Source organism: Streptomyces sp. NPDC030995 (genome assembly GCF_055571215.1).
The window spans coordinates 105496-119281 of sequence record NZ_JBVIFS010000009.1 but is presented as its reverse complement, the minus strand read 5'-3'; the positions used below and the strand labels follow the sequence as shown (position 1 = coordinate 119281).

Sequence of the window (13786 nt, the reverse complement as noted above, 5' to 3'; positions counted from 1 at the left end):
CCGTCCCCCGCCCTCACCGCAGCAGCACGCCGCCCCCGGCGTCCGTGTCGACCGGGGCCGCGACCAGCCCCAGTTCGGCCGGAGTGGCCAGCAGCGGGTGCGCCGGCAGGATGCGGACCGTGTAGCCGAAGGGCCCCGTACGGTCGAGGGCGAGCGGGCCCTCGTACACCCAGCGCCCCTCCAGGTCCGGCCCCGCGGCCGGCTTGAGCGGGAAGGTCCGCCCGTCCCGGATCACGTCCTGCGGGTCCACCCGCCCGGCGAAGGCCTGCACCTCCACGTCCTCGGGCGCGAGCGAGTCCAGCGCCACCTGCACCCGCAGGGTGAGCGTGGCCCCCAGCTCGGCGGTGCCGTTCACCGGAGCCGCGGCCAGCGCCTCCACGTGCTCGACCGAGACCCGCGGCCAGGCCGCCCGGACCCGCCCCTTCCACCAGGCGAGGTCGCGCGCCGCCTCGGGGGTGAGGGCGCGGTGGGCCAGCGCGGCCGGCGCGTAGAGCCGTTCCACGTACTCCCGCACCATCCGACCCGCGAGCACCTTCGGACCCAGCGAGACCAGCGTGCGCCGGACCATCTCGATCCACCGCACCGGGAGCCCGGTGCGGCCGACCCGGTCGTAGAACCGGGGTGCGACCCGGTTCTCGATCAACTCGTAGAGGGCGCCGGCCTCCAGGTGGTCCCGCCGGTCCTCGTCGGCGCCGAGTCCGTCCGCGGTCGGGATGGCCCAGCCGAAGTCCGGCTCGAACCACTCGTCCCACCACCCGTCCAGCACGGACAGGTTGAGACAGCCGTTCAGCGCGGCCTTCATCCCGCTGGTCCCGCACGCCTCCAGCGGCCGCAGCGGATTGTTCAGCCAGACGTCGCAGCCGGGGTAGAGCTTCTGCGCCATGGCCATGCCGTAGTCGGGCAGGAAGACGATCCGGTGCCGCACCCGCGGGTCGTCCGCGAACCGCACCAGCTCCTGCACGAGCCGCTTCCCGCCGTCGTCGGCCGGATGCGCCTTGCCCGCCACCACGATCTGCACCGGCCGGTCCGGGTCCAGCAGCAGCCTGCGCAGCCGGTCCGGGTCCCGCAGCATCAGCGTGAGGCGCTTGTACGAGGGCACGCGCCGGGCGAAGCCGATGGTCAGCACGTCCGGGTCGAGTACGGAGTCCACCCAGCCCAGTTCGGCGGCGGCGGCCCCGCGCTGGCGCCAGGAGGCCCGCAGCCGGTCCCGTACCTCCTGCACCAGTTGCTCGCGCAGCACCCGCCGCAGGTCCCACACGTCCTGGTCCGGGATCTCGGCGACCGCGTCCCAGCGCTGGGAGCCGCCCACCGACAGGGCGTCCTCGGTCCGGCCCGCGCCGATCTGGCGGGCGCCGAGCCGGACGACCTCCGGGGCCACCCAGGTCGGGGCGTGCACCCCGTTGGTCACCGAGGTGATGGGCACGTCGGCCGGGTCGAAGCCGGGCCACAGCCCGGCGAACATCTCCCGGCTGACCGCGCCGTGCAGGGTGGACACCCCGTTGGCCCGCTGGGCCAGCCGCAGTCCCATCACGGCCATGTTGAACACCCCGGGGTCACCCCCGGGATAGGTCTCTGCGCCCAGCTCCAGGATCCGCTCGACCGGCACGCCGGCCAGTTCCCCGCCGTCCCCGAAGTGCCGGGCGACCAGGGCCCGCTCGAAGCGGTCGATCCCCGCCGGGACGGGGGTGTGCGTGGTGAACACGGTCCCGGCGCGCACCGCCTCGACGGAGGCGTCGAAGCCGAGCCCCTGCTCCCTCTCCAGTTCCCTTATGCGCTCCAGCCCGAGGAAGCCGGCGTGGCCCTCGTTGGTGTGGAAGACCTCGGGGTCGGGGTGGCCGGTGAGTCCGCAGTACAGCCGGACGGCGCGGACACCGCCGATGCCCAGCAGCATCTCCTGGAGCAGCCGGTGGTCGCTGCCGCCGCCGTAGAGCCGGTCGGTCACCTCGCGGGCCACGGCGTCGTTGTCCTCGACGTCGGAGTCCAGGAGCAGCAGCGGCACCCGGCCGACGCGGGCCTGCCAGATGTGGGCGTGCAGGGCGCGTCCGCCGGGCAGGGTCAGCGAGACGCGGGCGGGTGAGCCGTCGTCCTGGCGGAGCAGGCCGAGCGGGAGCTCGTTGGGGTCGAGTACGGGGTAGTGCTCCTGCTGCCAGCCGTCGCGGGACAGCGACTGCCGGAAGTAGCCGTGCCGGTAGAGCAGGCCCACGCCGATGAGCGGGACGCCGAGGTCACTGGCGGCCTTCAGGTGGTCCCCGGCGAGGATGCCGAGGCCTCCGGAGTACTGGGGCAGGGCGGCGGTGATGCCGAACTCGGGGGAGAAATAGGCGATGCCGGTGGGCAGGGCGCCTTCGGACTCCTGCGCCTGGTACCACCTCCCGCCGTTCGCATAGTCATCGAGGTCGGCGGCGACGACGGCGAGCCGGCGCAGGAAGCGGCGGTCTGCGGCCAGTTCCGCGAGCCGGGCGGCGGAGACGGTGCCGAGCAGGCGGACGGGATCGCCGCCGGCGGCCTGCCAGCCCTCGGGGTCGACGGATTGGAAGAGTTCGCGGGTCTCGGCATGCCACGACCAGCGCAGATTGCGCGCGAGGTCGGTGAGCGGCAGCAGGGGTTCCGGGAGGACGGGGCGCACGGTGAATCGACGGATAGCCTTCACGTGTTCCACCTTCGCAGGGGATTACGGATCGGAGCGGCCGCACCACGCTGTGCGCCCATGCATCACCCCCGGAAGGCTAGCGAGCGCACTCCCTCCCGACCATGGCGCCTCCGGTGACGGTCCGCGGCAGCGGGCAGCGTCAACCGGGCCGTCGTGCCGGGGGGCAGCAAAACGGGTGACCTTCAGGGGGAGCCCGCGAGGCCGCCACGGCGCGCGCGCTGCTCGCTGGGGCTGATGCCGTACGCCTCGCGGAAGGCGCGGCTGAAGGAGGCGGCGTTGCCGAAGCCCCAGCGGGCGGCGACGGCATGGATGGGGCGGCCGAGCAGTTCGGGCCGGGAGAGGTCGGCGCGGCAGCGTTCCATGCGGCGCCGGCGGATGGAGGCCGCGACGCTGTCCTGCTGGTCCTGGAACATCAGGTGCAGTCGGCGCACCGAGATGTGGTGGCGGGCGGCGATGACCTGCGGTGTCAGGCCCGGGTCGCCGAGGTTGTGGTCGATGAAGGCGCTGATCTGCTCCATCAGGACGCGGGTGCGCGCCTCGGCGGGCACGTCCTCGTCGGCGTCGCAGCGCTCGGCCAGGCATGCGGTGATCAGGTCGAGCGCGATCCTCCCCAGCCGGCTGCGCTCCGCGGGCCCGCACTCGGCCGCGTGTGATCCCAGCGTGCCCATGAATCCGGCCAGGATCGCCCCCATGCCCGTCTCGCCGGAGATCCGCCGTGCGAGCAGCCGGTCCATCTTGTCGGCCGGCAGGGGCAGTGCCTGCCGGGGCAGTTGAATGACGATGTTCCGGATGAGGCCGTCGTCGCCGCGCGCGCCCGCTCCGTAGGGGTGCGAGGTGTCGAGGAGCACCATGTCGCCGGCGGTCAGCTCGGAGTCGTTGCGACGCTGCGACATCCACATGGGGGATCCGGTGACGAGCGAGAACTGGTAGCGCTCCGGATCGTTCTGCCGGACCTGCGCCGCGGTGCGACGCGACTGCACGGGGGTGCAGGCGAAGGTCGACAGCTCCACCGGGTCCAGATCGAGCGCGGCGGCTTCCGCCCGGAAGTCGGCGCCGTGGGGCTCGTGGAGTTGCGTCGGCGCCAGCGCGGTGGCGACGACATCGGCGAACCATTCGAACCTGTCCGCTGCCGGCACCGCAGCCGAGGACATTTTCGACCACATCTTTTCAAGACCCCCGCGCCCATGGCCGTTCCCGCCACTCGGGACGACGGGCCATTGTGCCCCTTGGGCCCGCCCTGCGGCCCGCCCAACGGCCTCCAGAGTGGCCCGAGCGGCTGGTGGGACGGGCGTTGCGCACCCCTACGGCACTTGGTCCCGGGCGAGTTGACGGAGGCTCACCGGATGTCGACCCGGGCCCCGGTACGGCCCGTTCCCCTACGCACGAGTAGTTGACCGAACGTGCGGATTGGGCGCGGTGAGAGTGGGAAGGGCTCCCCGGGTACACGTCGTACACGCACGGCGCACCCGCTTACAAACCCTCTCCCCGCCACCCGAGTGAACGCGGACAGGAGCGGCCATGCCCGCAGCCCAGCCGTCTTCAGAGCGGCTAGAAACAGAGCGAACAGAGCGTGCACTACCAGCCGTGACACCGGCTGGCCTGTTGTCACCGAGCCCTGCGAACTGCCCCCAGGTGATCCCATCATGATCGGTCGCATTCCCGTGCTGGACGTCCGCCCCGCCGTCGACTGCGGCGCCAGACCCGCCAAGGCGGTCGTGGACGAGGTCTTCGAGATCTCCGCCACCGTGTTCCGCGAGGGACACGACGCGGTCTCCGCGCACCTCGTCCTGAGAGATCCGAGCGGGCGGCTGCGGCCCCCCGTGCCACTGCGCGAGCTCGCCCCCGGCACCGACCGGTGGGGGGCCCGGGTGTCCGCCGAGGTCGAGGGGAGGTGGACGTACGCCGTCGAGGCCTGGAGCGACCCGGTGGCCACCTGGCGGGCCCACGCGGCGATCAAGATCCCGGCCGGGATCGACACCGGGCTCGTGCTGCTGGAGGGCGCGGAGCTCTACGCGCGGGCAGGCGCCCGCATTCCCAAGCGCGACGGCCGCGAGGCCGTACTGGCCGCCGCCGAGATCATGCGGGACGAGGACCGGCCGGCCGGGGAACGGCACGCGGCCGCCCTCGCCCCCGCCGTGGACGCGGCGCTCGCCCGGCGCCCGTACCGGGAGCTGGTCACCGCCTCCAAGCCGCTGCCCCTCCTCGTGGAGCGCAAGCGGGCCCTCTTCGGCTCCTGGTACGAGATGTTCCCGCGCTCCGAGGGAGCCGTGGTGGAGCCCGGCCGGGCCCCCGTCAGCGGGACCTTCCGGACCGCTGCCGAACGGCTGCCCGCGATCGCCGCGATGGGCTTCGACGTGGTCTACCTGCCGCCCATCCACCCGATCGGCTCCACCCACCGCAAGGGCCCGAACAACACGCTCTCCGCCGGGAGTTGGGATCCCGGTGTGCCCTGGGCCATCGGCTCGACCGAGGGCGGGCACGACGCCGTTCACCCCGAGCTCGGCACCATCGAGGACTTCGACGCCTTCGTCGCGCGCGCCCGCGAGCTGCGCCTGGAGATCGCCCTGGACTTCGCCCTCCAGTGCTCCCCCGACCACCCCTGGGTGGAGAAGCACCCGGAGTGGTTCCGCCACCGCGCCGACGGGACGATCGCGTACGCCGAGAACCCGCCGAAGAAGTACCAGGACATCTACCCGATCCACTTCGACACCGACATGGCCGGCATCGTCGCGGAGACCTGCCGGATCCTGCGGTACTGGATGGAGCACGGCGTCCGCATCTTCCGGGTCGACAATCCGCACACCAAGCCGGTCGTCTTCTGGCAGAAGGTGATCGCGGACATCAACAAGTCCGACCCCGACGTGATCTTCCTGGCGGAGGCCTTCACCCGGCCCGCGATGATGCGCGCGCTGGCCGCGGTCGGCTTCCAGCAGTCGTACACGTACTTCACCTGGCGCAACACCAAGGCCGAGCTCACCGAGTACCTGACCGAGCTCGCCGCCGCCCCCTCGGCCTCCGTCATGCGGCCGAACTTCTTCGTCAACACCCCCGACATCCTCCATGAGTACCTTCAGCGGGGCGGCCGCCCCGCCTTCGAGGTCCGGGCGGTGCTCGCCGCCACCCTCTCCCCCGCCTGGGGGGTCTACGCCGGATACGAGCTCTGCGAGAACGAGCCGGTCAGGGAGGGCAGCGAGGAGTACCTGAACTCCGAGAAGTACGAGCTGCGCCCCCGCGACTGGGCGGCCGCCGAGCGCGAGGGCCGCACCATCGCCCCGCTGATCACCGCCCTGAACCGGCTGCGCCGCCGCAACCCGGCCCTCCAGCAGCTGCGCGACATCCACTTCCACTCGACCGACAACGAACAGGTGATCGCCTATTCGAAGCACGCCGGAGCCAATTCCGTACTGGTGGTCGTCAACCTCGATCCGCACCACACCCAGGAGGCGACGGTCTCGTTGGACATGCCGGTACTCGGCCTCGACTGGCACGGGTCCCTCGCGGTGCGCGACGAGCTCACCGGCGAGACCTATCACTGGGGCAGGGCGAACTACGTGCGCCTAGAGCCGGGCCGAACGCCCGCGCACGTACTGGCCGCTCTGCGACCGTCCCCGCCCACCGGAGGGTCACCCACCACATGATGATCAACGATCCCGTCCACGACACCTTCGAGGACACCCCCGCCAAGGACCGCGATCCCGACTGGTTCAAGCGGGCGGTCTTCTACGAGGTCCTCGTCCGCTCCTTCCACGACAGCAACGGCGACGGCGTCGGGGACCTCAAGGGGCTCACCGGCAAACTGGACTACCTCCAGTGGCTCGGTGTCGACTGCCTCTGGCTGCCGCCGTTCTTCGCCTCACCCCTGCGCGACGGGGGTTACGACGTCGCCGACTACACCTCCGTGCTCCCCGAGTTCGGCGACCTCGCCGACTTCGTGGAGTTCGTGGACGCCGCGCACACCCGCGGCATGCGGGTGATCATCGACTTCGTCATGAACCACACCAGCGACCAGCACGAGTGGTTCCAGCAGTCGCGCAAGGACCCCGAGGGCCCGTACGGCGACTACTACATGTGGGCCGACAACGACAAGCAATACCAGGACGCCCGCATCATCTTCGTCGACACCGAGACCTCGAACTGGACGTACGACCCCGTCCGCAAGCAGTACTACTGGCACCGCTTCTTCTCCCACCAGCCGGACCTCAACTACGAGAACCCGGCCGTGGTGGAGGAGATCGTCTCCGCCCTGCGGTTCTGGCTCGACCTCGGCATCGACGGCTTCCGCCTCGACGCCGTGCCCTACCTGTACGCCGAGGAGGGCACCAACTGCGAGAACCTGCCCCGCACCCACCAGCTCCTCAAGCGGGTCCGGGCGGAGATCGACGCGCACTACCCGGACACCGTGCTGCTCGCCGAGGCCAACCAGTGGCCCGAGGACGTCGTCGACTACTTCGGGGACTACGCGAAGGGCGGGGACGAGTGCCACATGGCCTTCCACTTCCCCGTCATGCCGCGCATCTTCATGGCCGTCCGGCGGGAGTCCCGCTACCCGGTCTCCGAAATCCTGGCCAAGACACCGGCGATCCCGGACCGCTGCCAGTGGGGCATCTTCCTGCGCAACCACGACGAGCTCACCCTCGAAATGGTCACCGACGAAGAGCGCGACTACATGTACGCCGAGTACGCCAAGGACCCGCGGATGCGGGCCAACATCGGCATCCGGCGCCGGCTCGCCCCGCTCCTGGACAACGACCGCAACCAGATCGAGCTGTTCACCGCCCTGCTGCTGTCCCTGCCCGGCTCGCCGATCCTGTACTACGGCGACGAGATCGGCATGGGCGACAACATCTGGCTGGGCGACCGCGACGGCGTGCGCACCCCGATGCAGTGGACCCCGGACCGCAACGCCGGTTTCTCCTCCTGCGATCCGGGCAGGCTGAACCTGCCGGTCATCATGGACCCGGTCTACGGGTACCAGGTCACCAATGTCGAGGCGGCCATGGCGTCGCCCTCCTCGCTGCTGCACTGGACCCGGCGGCTGATCGAGATCCGCAAGGCGAACCCCGCCTTCGGACTCGGCTCGTACACCGAACTGCCCTCGTCCAACCCGGCCGTGCTCGCGTTCCTGCGCGAGTTCGGGGACGACCTGGTGCTGTGCGTGCACAACTTCTCGCGCTTCGCGCAGCCCACCGAGCTGGATCTGCGGTCGTTCAACGGGCGGGTCCCGGTGGAGCTCACGGGTGACGTGCGCTTCCCGCCGATCGGCGAGTGGCCGTACCTGCTGACGCTGGCCGGGCACGGTTTCTACTGGTTCAGGCTGCGCAAGGAATAGCCACGCGTACGGGGCGGGTGACTCGGATGGGTCAAGCGCCCGCCCCTGTACGGATCATCCTGACCCGACACTCGCACATGCCGGATAAGCAACTGCCGCGCATCCGGGACACTCTGCGCATTCTGTGACGGCCCGGGGAAAGGACGCGACGCCATGTCGGAGGCTGCATCCGCCCGGAGTCGGCTGACGGCCGACCGGGCCGCCGGGATCGGCCCGTTGGAACCGATGCTCAGGGCCTGGCTGCCCGCACAGCGCTGGTTCGCGGGCAAGGGCCGCACGATCGACAGGCTCAGGACCGTCTCGGCGGCCGAGCTGCTGCCGCCGGGTTCCACCCCCGGACTGCTGCACCTGCTCCTCGATGTCGACGGGGACTGCTACCAACTGCTGCTGGGCATCCGCCCGTCCCTGCCGCCCGCGCTCGCGCCCACCCTGATCGGCCAGGCCGAGGACGGCCCGTACGCCGGCCGGGTGGTCTACGAGGCGCTGGGCGATCCCCGGCTCGCGGCCATGCTGCTGGAGCGGCTGCGCTCTCCCGGCGCGCTCGGCCCGCTGCGCTTCGACCGGGACCCGGCCACGCCGATCCCGGCCGGGCTCGCGCCCCGGCCGCTGTCCGGCGAGCAGACCAACTCGTCCCTGATCTACGGAGATTCGTTCATCCTGAAGGTGTTCCGCCGGGTCGGCCCCGGGGTCAACCCGGACCTGGAGCTGCCCAGGGCGCTGGCCGCCGCCGGCTGCGCCCGCGTCCCGGCGCCCGTCGCCTGGTACGAGGCCGAGCTGCCCGGGAGCGAGCCGCTGACCCTGGGCGTGCTCCAGCCGTATCTGCGCGGCTCCGACGACGGCTGGCAGCTCGCACTGCGCCGGCTCGATGCCGGGGCCGATTTCACCACCGAGGCGCACGCGCTCGGCCGGGCCACCGCCGAGGTGCACAGTGCGCTCGCCGCGGCCCTGCCCACCGTGGCGCTCGGCCCGGAGCAGACCGCCCGGCTGGCCGCGGGGATGACGGCGCGGCTCGCCGCCACCGCCCGGGAGGTGCCCGCGCTGCGGCCCTACGAGGCGGGGCTGCGGGGGGCCTTCGACGCGCTGGCCGCCTCCCGGGGGGCGGGGGTGCCCGCCCAGCGGATCCACGGGGACCTCCATCTGGGTCAGACCCTGCGCACCCTCGACGGGAGCTGGTCGTTGATCGACTTCGAGGGCGAGCCGGCCCGGCCGCTGGCCGACCGGCGCCGTCCCGAACCGGCGGTCCGCGACATCGCCGGGATACTGCGCTCCTTCGACTACGCCGCCCGCTCGCACCGGCCGTTCGCCCCCGCCTGGGCGGACGACTGCCGGGCCGCCTTCTGCGAGGGCTACGCCCGCACCACCGGCCGGGACCCTCGCGAGGACCCCGTACTGCTGCGCGCGTACGAGACCGACAAGGCGGTGTACGAGGCCCGTTACGAGTCGCGGCACCGCCCCGACTGGCTGCACGTTCCGATGGCCGCGATCCGGCGGCTCTCGGAGCCGCAGCGCCCCGCCCACCGCATGCCCCCGCCCACCCCGGGCGTCACCCCCCGACCGAAGCCCCCGAGGAGGCCGCTCGCGTGAGCGCCGCACGACAGCCGTCACCGACCGTCCGCGAGGAAGCCGCAACCGTTCCGGCCACCGCGGCCGCGCCAGCCGCTCCGGCCGCCCCGGCCGCCCCCAAGAAGGCCCGCGCGCCCCGGGCCCGCCGCGCCGCCCCGCCCCACGGGGTCCGGCAGGCGCCCGCGCTCGGCGGTGACGAACGGGCCCGGCTGCTGGAGGGCCGCCACCACGATCCGCACGCCGTGCTGGGTGCCCGTACCCAGCGGGGCGGGGTGGCCTTCCGCGTGCTGCGCCCCCACGCCAAGGCGGTCACCATCGTCGCCAAGGGGCTGCGGGCCGAGCTCTTCGACGACGGCGACGGACTGTTCTCCGGGCTGCTGCCGCTGACCGGGGTGCCGGAGTACCGGCTGCTGGTGACGTACGACAGCGACGAGGTGGAGGTCCACGACCCGTACCGGTTCCTGCCCGCCCTCGGCGAGCTGGACCTGCACCTGATCGGCGAGGGCCGCCACGAGCAGCTGTGGAAGGCGCTGGGCTCCGAGCCGATGGAGCACCAGGGCGTGGCGGGGACCCGGTTCACGGTGTGGGCGCCGAACGCCCAGGGGGTGCGGGTCACCGGGGACTTCTCGTACTGGGACTCCGTCGCCTACCCGATGCGCTCGCTCGGCGCCACGGGCGTGTGGGAGCTGTTCCTGCCCGGCGTGGGCGCCGGTGCGCTCTACAAGTACGACATCACGCGCCCGGACGGCAGCCACACCCTGCGCGCCGACCCGATGGCCCGGGCCGCGGAGGTGCCCCCGGCGAACGCCTCGGTGGTCACCGCCTCCCGGTACGAGTGGCAGGACGCAGGGTGGATGGCGGAGCGCGGCGCCCGGCCCCCGCACCAGGCCCCCTTCTCGGTGTACGAGCTGCACCTGGCCTCCTGGCGGCCCGGGCTCTCGTACCGGCAGCTCGCCGAGCAGCTCCCGGCGTACGTGAAGGAGCTGGGCTTCACGCACGTGGAGCTGATGCCGGTCGCCGAGCACCCCTTCGGCGGCTCGTGGGGCTACCAGGTCACCGGTTTCTACGCCCCGACCTCGCGGATGGGCACCCCGGACGACTTCCGCTTCCTCGTGGACGCGCTGCACCGGGCCGGGATCGGGGTGATCGTGGACTGGGTGCCGGCGCACTTCCCGCGCGACGACTGGGCGCTCGCGGAGTTCGACGGGCGGCCCCTGTACGAGCACCAGGACCCGCGGCGGGCCGCGCACCCGGACTGGGGGACGCTGGAGTTCGACTACGGCCGCAAGGAGGTCCGCAACTTCCTCGTCGCCAACGCCGTGTACTGGTGCGAGGAGTTCCACGTGGACGGGCTGCGCGTGGACGCGGTGGCCTCGATGCTCTACCTCGACTACTCGCGCGCCGAGGGCGAGTGGGCGCCGAACGAGAACGGCGGGCGGGAGAACCTGGACGCGGTGGCGTTCCTCCAGGAGATGAACGCCACCGTGTACCGGCGCTGCCCGGGCGTGGTGACGATCGCGGAGGAGTCCACGGCGTGGGCGGGCGTGACCCTGCCGACGGACGCGGGCGGGCTGGGCTTCGGCCTGAAGTGGAACATGGGCTGGATGCACGACACGCTGCGCTACATGTCGAAGGAGTCGGTGCACCGCAAGTACCACCACCACGACATGACCTTCGGGATGGTCTACGCCTTCAGCGAGAACTTCGTGCTGCCGATCTCGCACGACGAAGTGGTGCACGGCAAGCGCTCGCTGGTGTCGAAGATGCCCGGCGGCGACTGGTGGCAGCAGCGGGCCGCGCACCGGGCGTACCTGGGCTTCATGTGGGCCCACCCGGGCAAGCAACTGCTCTTCATGGGGCAGGAGTTCGCCCAGGGCTCGGAGTGGTCGGAGATGTACGGGCCGGACTGGTGGGTGCTGGACGACTCCTACGCGGCGGCCGGCGACCACCGGGGCGTACGCAGCCTCGTGCGCGACCTGAACCGTACGTACACGGTGGCGCCCGCACTGTGGGAGCGGGACAGCGTGCCGGAGGGCTTCGCCTGGGTGGAGGCGGACGCCGCGGAGGACAACGTCTTCGCCTTCCTGCGGTACGCGCAGGACGGCTCGCAGCTGCTCGCGGTGTCGAACTTCTCGCCCGTGGTGCGGCACGGCTACCGGATCGGGGTGCCGGAGGAGGTCCCGCAGTGGCGGGAGGTCCTCAACACCGACATGGAGGTCTACGGGGGCAGCGGCATCCACCACACGCGGCCGCTGCGGCCCGAGCCGGTGCCGGCGCAGGGCCGCCCGGCGAGCCTGCGCATGACCCTCCCACCCCTGGCGACGCTCTGGTTCAGGCCGTAGCGGCCGCCGCCAGCTCCTCCTCCAGCTCCTGGAGCAGCTTGCGCTTGGCGCGCAGGCCGATCATCTGCTTGACGGGCTCGCCGTCACGGAAGAGGAGCATGGTCGGCATGGACAGCACCCCGTACCGCGCGACGGATCCGGGGTTGCTGTCCACGTCGATCTGTACGACCTTCAGCCGGGCGGCCTCCTCGGCGGCCACGGCCGACAGCACGGGCGCGAGCTGCCGGCACGGCGGGCACCAGTCCGCGGTGAACTCCACGAGGACGGGCCGCCCCCGCTCCCCGAGCACCTCGGTCGCGAAGTCGGCGTCGGTCACCTCGGGCACGCCCTGTGCGTGGATCATGTCGTGTTCCCTTCTCGTATCGTCATCTCGCAGAGCGGCACGGCGGCCTCGCCGGCCGCCGCCTCCGCGGCGGCCAGCTGCCGCCCGACCTGGTCCCGTACGTCCGCCAGCTGGCCGATCAGGCCGTCCAGCTCGGCGAGCTTGCGCCGGTACACGGCGAGCGAGGCCGGGCATGAGTCGCCGGCCGGGTGGCCGGCCCTCAGGCAGTCCACGAAGGGCCGGGTCTCCTCCAGCTCGAAGCCGAAGTCCTGGAGCGTGCGGATCTGGGCCAGCAGCCGCAGGTCTTCCTCGTCGTAGGTCCGGTAGCCGTTGTCGGCCCGCCGTGCGGGCAGCAGCCCGCGCGACTCGTAGTACCTGAGCGTCCGGGTGCTGGTCCCGGCCCGCTCCGCCAGTTCGCCGATGCGCATGGAGCGACCGTATTCCTTGACGCCGACGTCAAGGCAAGGGGCGGGAACGGGGGCGGGGCGCGAGTGGGGGCGGGGCGGGGCCCTCGCCACCCCCGTATGCGAGGGCCCCGTGAGGGTGCACGGATGGCAAAGGTGGCCGGTTCAAGTTGTGTGAAGGGTGTGACGGCTCTTGCGTCGACGGGCATTGGCTGGAACCGTACCCATGGAAAGGATCTTCGAGCGCACCGATTACCGGACAGTCGCCGAGAAACCCGCCGAAAGCCCTCTCACTCCATAGGACGTTCCTACGAGTTATGGGCTTGTTTGTTTGGTCTGTAGGCGCCGCAGCCCGGCCACTTCTACCGTGTGCCGTGTGCACTCCAGCCCACCTTTCAATGCCCCCGCCGCGCGTCGTCTGCGCGCGGCCCTGGGCATGGCTCCCGGACATGTCGCCTACGGCCTGCGCGCCCAGTACGGACTCGTCGTCGCGCCCGAGACCGTGATGGCGTGGGAGCGTGGCGAGATATCGCCCTCGTCCGTCGAGCTCACGGCGCTCGCCGGCGTCCTGTGGTGCGCGCCCGGGGAGCTGCTCGCCGAGCCGGTCACCCTGCGGGAGCACCGGATCTCCCGGGGGCTGGCGGCGGACGAGCTGGCCCGGCGCATCGGCCTGGAGACGGGCTCGTACCAGAAGATGGAGGACACCGGGCGCTGGAAGGGCAACGAGCGGCAGTCCGCCGCCCTCGCCACCGTGCTGGGTCTGACGCTGGCCCAGTTCGTGACGGCGACCGGCAAGCACGAGGAGCTGGCCGACCTGCTGCGCAGTGCGGTGACCACGCGCTGGCAGGCGTACGTCAAGCCGCTGGGCAAGCTGCTGCCGGTCCCCAAGCCCAACCTGGAGCGGGTCCTGGAGCAGCTGCACGGGGACTACCAGTCGCGGATGGTCGCGACGCTCAGCTGGGGCGGCGGCCAGGGCGAGGCCGGCAGCGGGGACTCGGGCCGGGAGTTCCTCGCCGAGATCGTGGACCGCTTCTGGTACCTCGCGGGCGGTGCGGCGTAGGCCGCGCGACGGCACACAGGACACAGGACACAGGACACAGGACACACGCGAACGGCCCCGGGCCGCTGGGAAAAGCGGAGGGGCAGGGGAGTTCTTCCGCCAAAACCAGGGGGAAA

The 13786-nt window shown here is 72.0% G+C and carries 9 protein-coding genes; 5 read left to right on the top strand and 4 right to left on the bottom strand.

Annotated elements, in window-relative coordinates:
- Positions 1–13: 13 nt before the first annotated feature.
- Together glgP and ACZ45T_RS16580 are read right to left on the bottom strand one after the other, a co-directional pair.
- Positions 14–2650, bottom strand: coding sequence for an alpha-glucan family phosphorylase (glgP, locus tag ACZ45T_RS16585; protein WP_468441754.1), 2637 nt, complete (start codon positions 2648–2650; stop codon positions 14–16).
- A gap of 182 nt (positions 2651–2832) precedes the next feature.
- Entirely contained in the window at positions 2833–3786 is a 954-nt protein-coding gene (locus tag ACZ45T_RS16580; RefSeq protein ID WP_468441752.1) for an AraC-like ligand-binding domain-containing protein, read from the bottom strand.
- A 507-nt stretch (positions 3787–4293) separates the two neighbouring features.
- Here ACZ45T_RS16580 and ACZ45T_RS16575 point away from each other — a divergent pair.
- The 4 genes from ACZ45T_RS16575 to glgB all read left to right on the top strand — a co-directional run bounded on the left by ACZ45T_RS16575 (position 4294) and on the right by glgB (position 11884).
- On the top strand, positions 4294–6288 hold the full coding sequence (locus ACZ45T_RS16575; RefSeq protein ID WP_468441750.1) for an alpha-1,4-glucan--maltose-1-phosphate maltosyltransferase: 1995 nt from the start codon (positions 4294–4296) through the stop codon (positions 6286–6288).
- Positions 6285–7979 (top strand): maltose alpha-D-glucosyltransferase, encoded by a 1695-nt coding sequence (gene treS / locus ACZ45T_RS16570; protein ID WP_468441748.1) that lies wholly within the window; start codon positions 6285–6287, stop codon positions 7977–7979. Before ACZ45T_RS16575 ends, treS begins: the two co-directional genes overlap by 4 nt.
- 153 nt (positions 7980–8132) lie before the next feature.
- Positions 8133–9563 (top strand): maltokinase N-terminal cap-like domain-containing protein, encoded by a 1431-nt coding sequence (locus tag ACZ45T_RS16565; protein WP_468441746.1) that lies wholly within the window; start codon positions 8133–8135, stop codon positions 9561–9563.
- A complete protein-coding gene (gene glgB, locus ACZ45T_RS16560; RefSeq protein ID WP_468441744.1) occupies positions 9560–11884 on the top strand; it encodes a 1,4-alpha-glucan branching enzyme in 2325 nt (774 codons plus the stop codon). Before ACZ45T_RS16565 ends, glgB begins: the two co-directional genes overlap by 4 nt.
- Here the strand turns inward: glgB and ACZ45T_RS16555 are convergent.
- Complete coding sequence (locus tag ACZ45T_RS16555; protein ID WP_468441742.1) at positions 11874–12227, bottom strand: thioredoxin family protein; 354 nt, start codon at positions 12225–12227, stop codon at positions 11874–11876. The two genes, glgB and ACZ45T_RS16555, sit on opposite strands and share 11 nt — an antisense overlap.
- Positions 12224–12634: a MerR family transcriptional regulator gene (locus tag ACZ45T_RS16550; RefSeq protein WP_468441740.1), complete on the bottom strand. Its 411-nt coding sequence runs from the start codon at positions 12632–12634 to the stop codon at positions 12224–12226. Before ACZ45T_RS16550 ends, ACZ45T_RS16555 begins: the two co-directional genes overlap by 4 nt.
- A 412-nt stretch (positions 12635–13046) precedes the next feature.
- Here ACZ45T_RS16550 and ACZ45T_RS16545 point away from each other — a divergent pair, with 412 nt between their 5' ends.
- Positions 13047–13670: a helix-turn-helix domain-containing protein gene (locus ACZ45T_RS16545; RefSeq protein WP_468441985.1), complete on the top strand. Its 624-nt coding sequence runs from the start codon at positions 13047–13049 to the stop codon at positions 13668–13670.
- Positions 13671–13786: the final 116 nt, after the last annotated feature.

Excerpts from the sequence above, each read along its gene's own strand:
- ACZ45T_RS16565 (WP_468441746.1), top strand. The coding sequence starts at position 8,133 with ATGTCGGAGGCTGCATCCGCCCGGAGTCGGCTGACGGCCGACCGGGCC.
- ACZ45T_RS16545 (WP_468441985.1), top strand. The coding sequence starts at position 13,047 with ATGGCTCCCGGACATGTCGCCTACGGCCTGCGCGCCCAGTACGGACTC.
- treS (WP_468441748.1), top strand. The coding sequence starts at position 6,285 with ATGATGATCAACGATCCCGTCCACGACACCTTCGAGGACACCCCCGCC.
- ACZ45T_RS16555 (WP_468441742.1), bottom strand. The coding sequence starts at position 12,227 with ATGATCCACGCACAGGGCGTGCCCGAGGTGACCGACGCCGACTTCGCG.
- ACZ45T_RS16575 (WP_468441750.1), top strand. The coding sequence starts at position 4,294 with ATGATCGGTCGCATTCCCGTGCTGGACGTCCGCCCCGCCGTCGACTGC.
- ACZ45T_RS16550 (WP_468441740.1), bottom strand. The coding sequence starts at position 12,634 with ATGCGCATCGGCGAACTGGCGGAGCGGGCCGGGACCAGCACCCGGACG.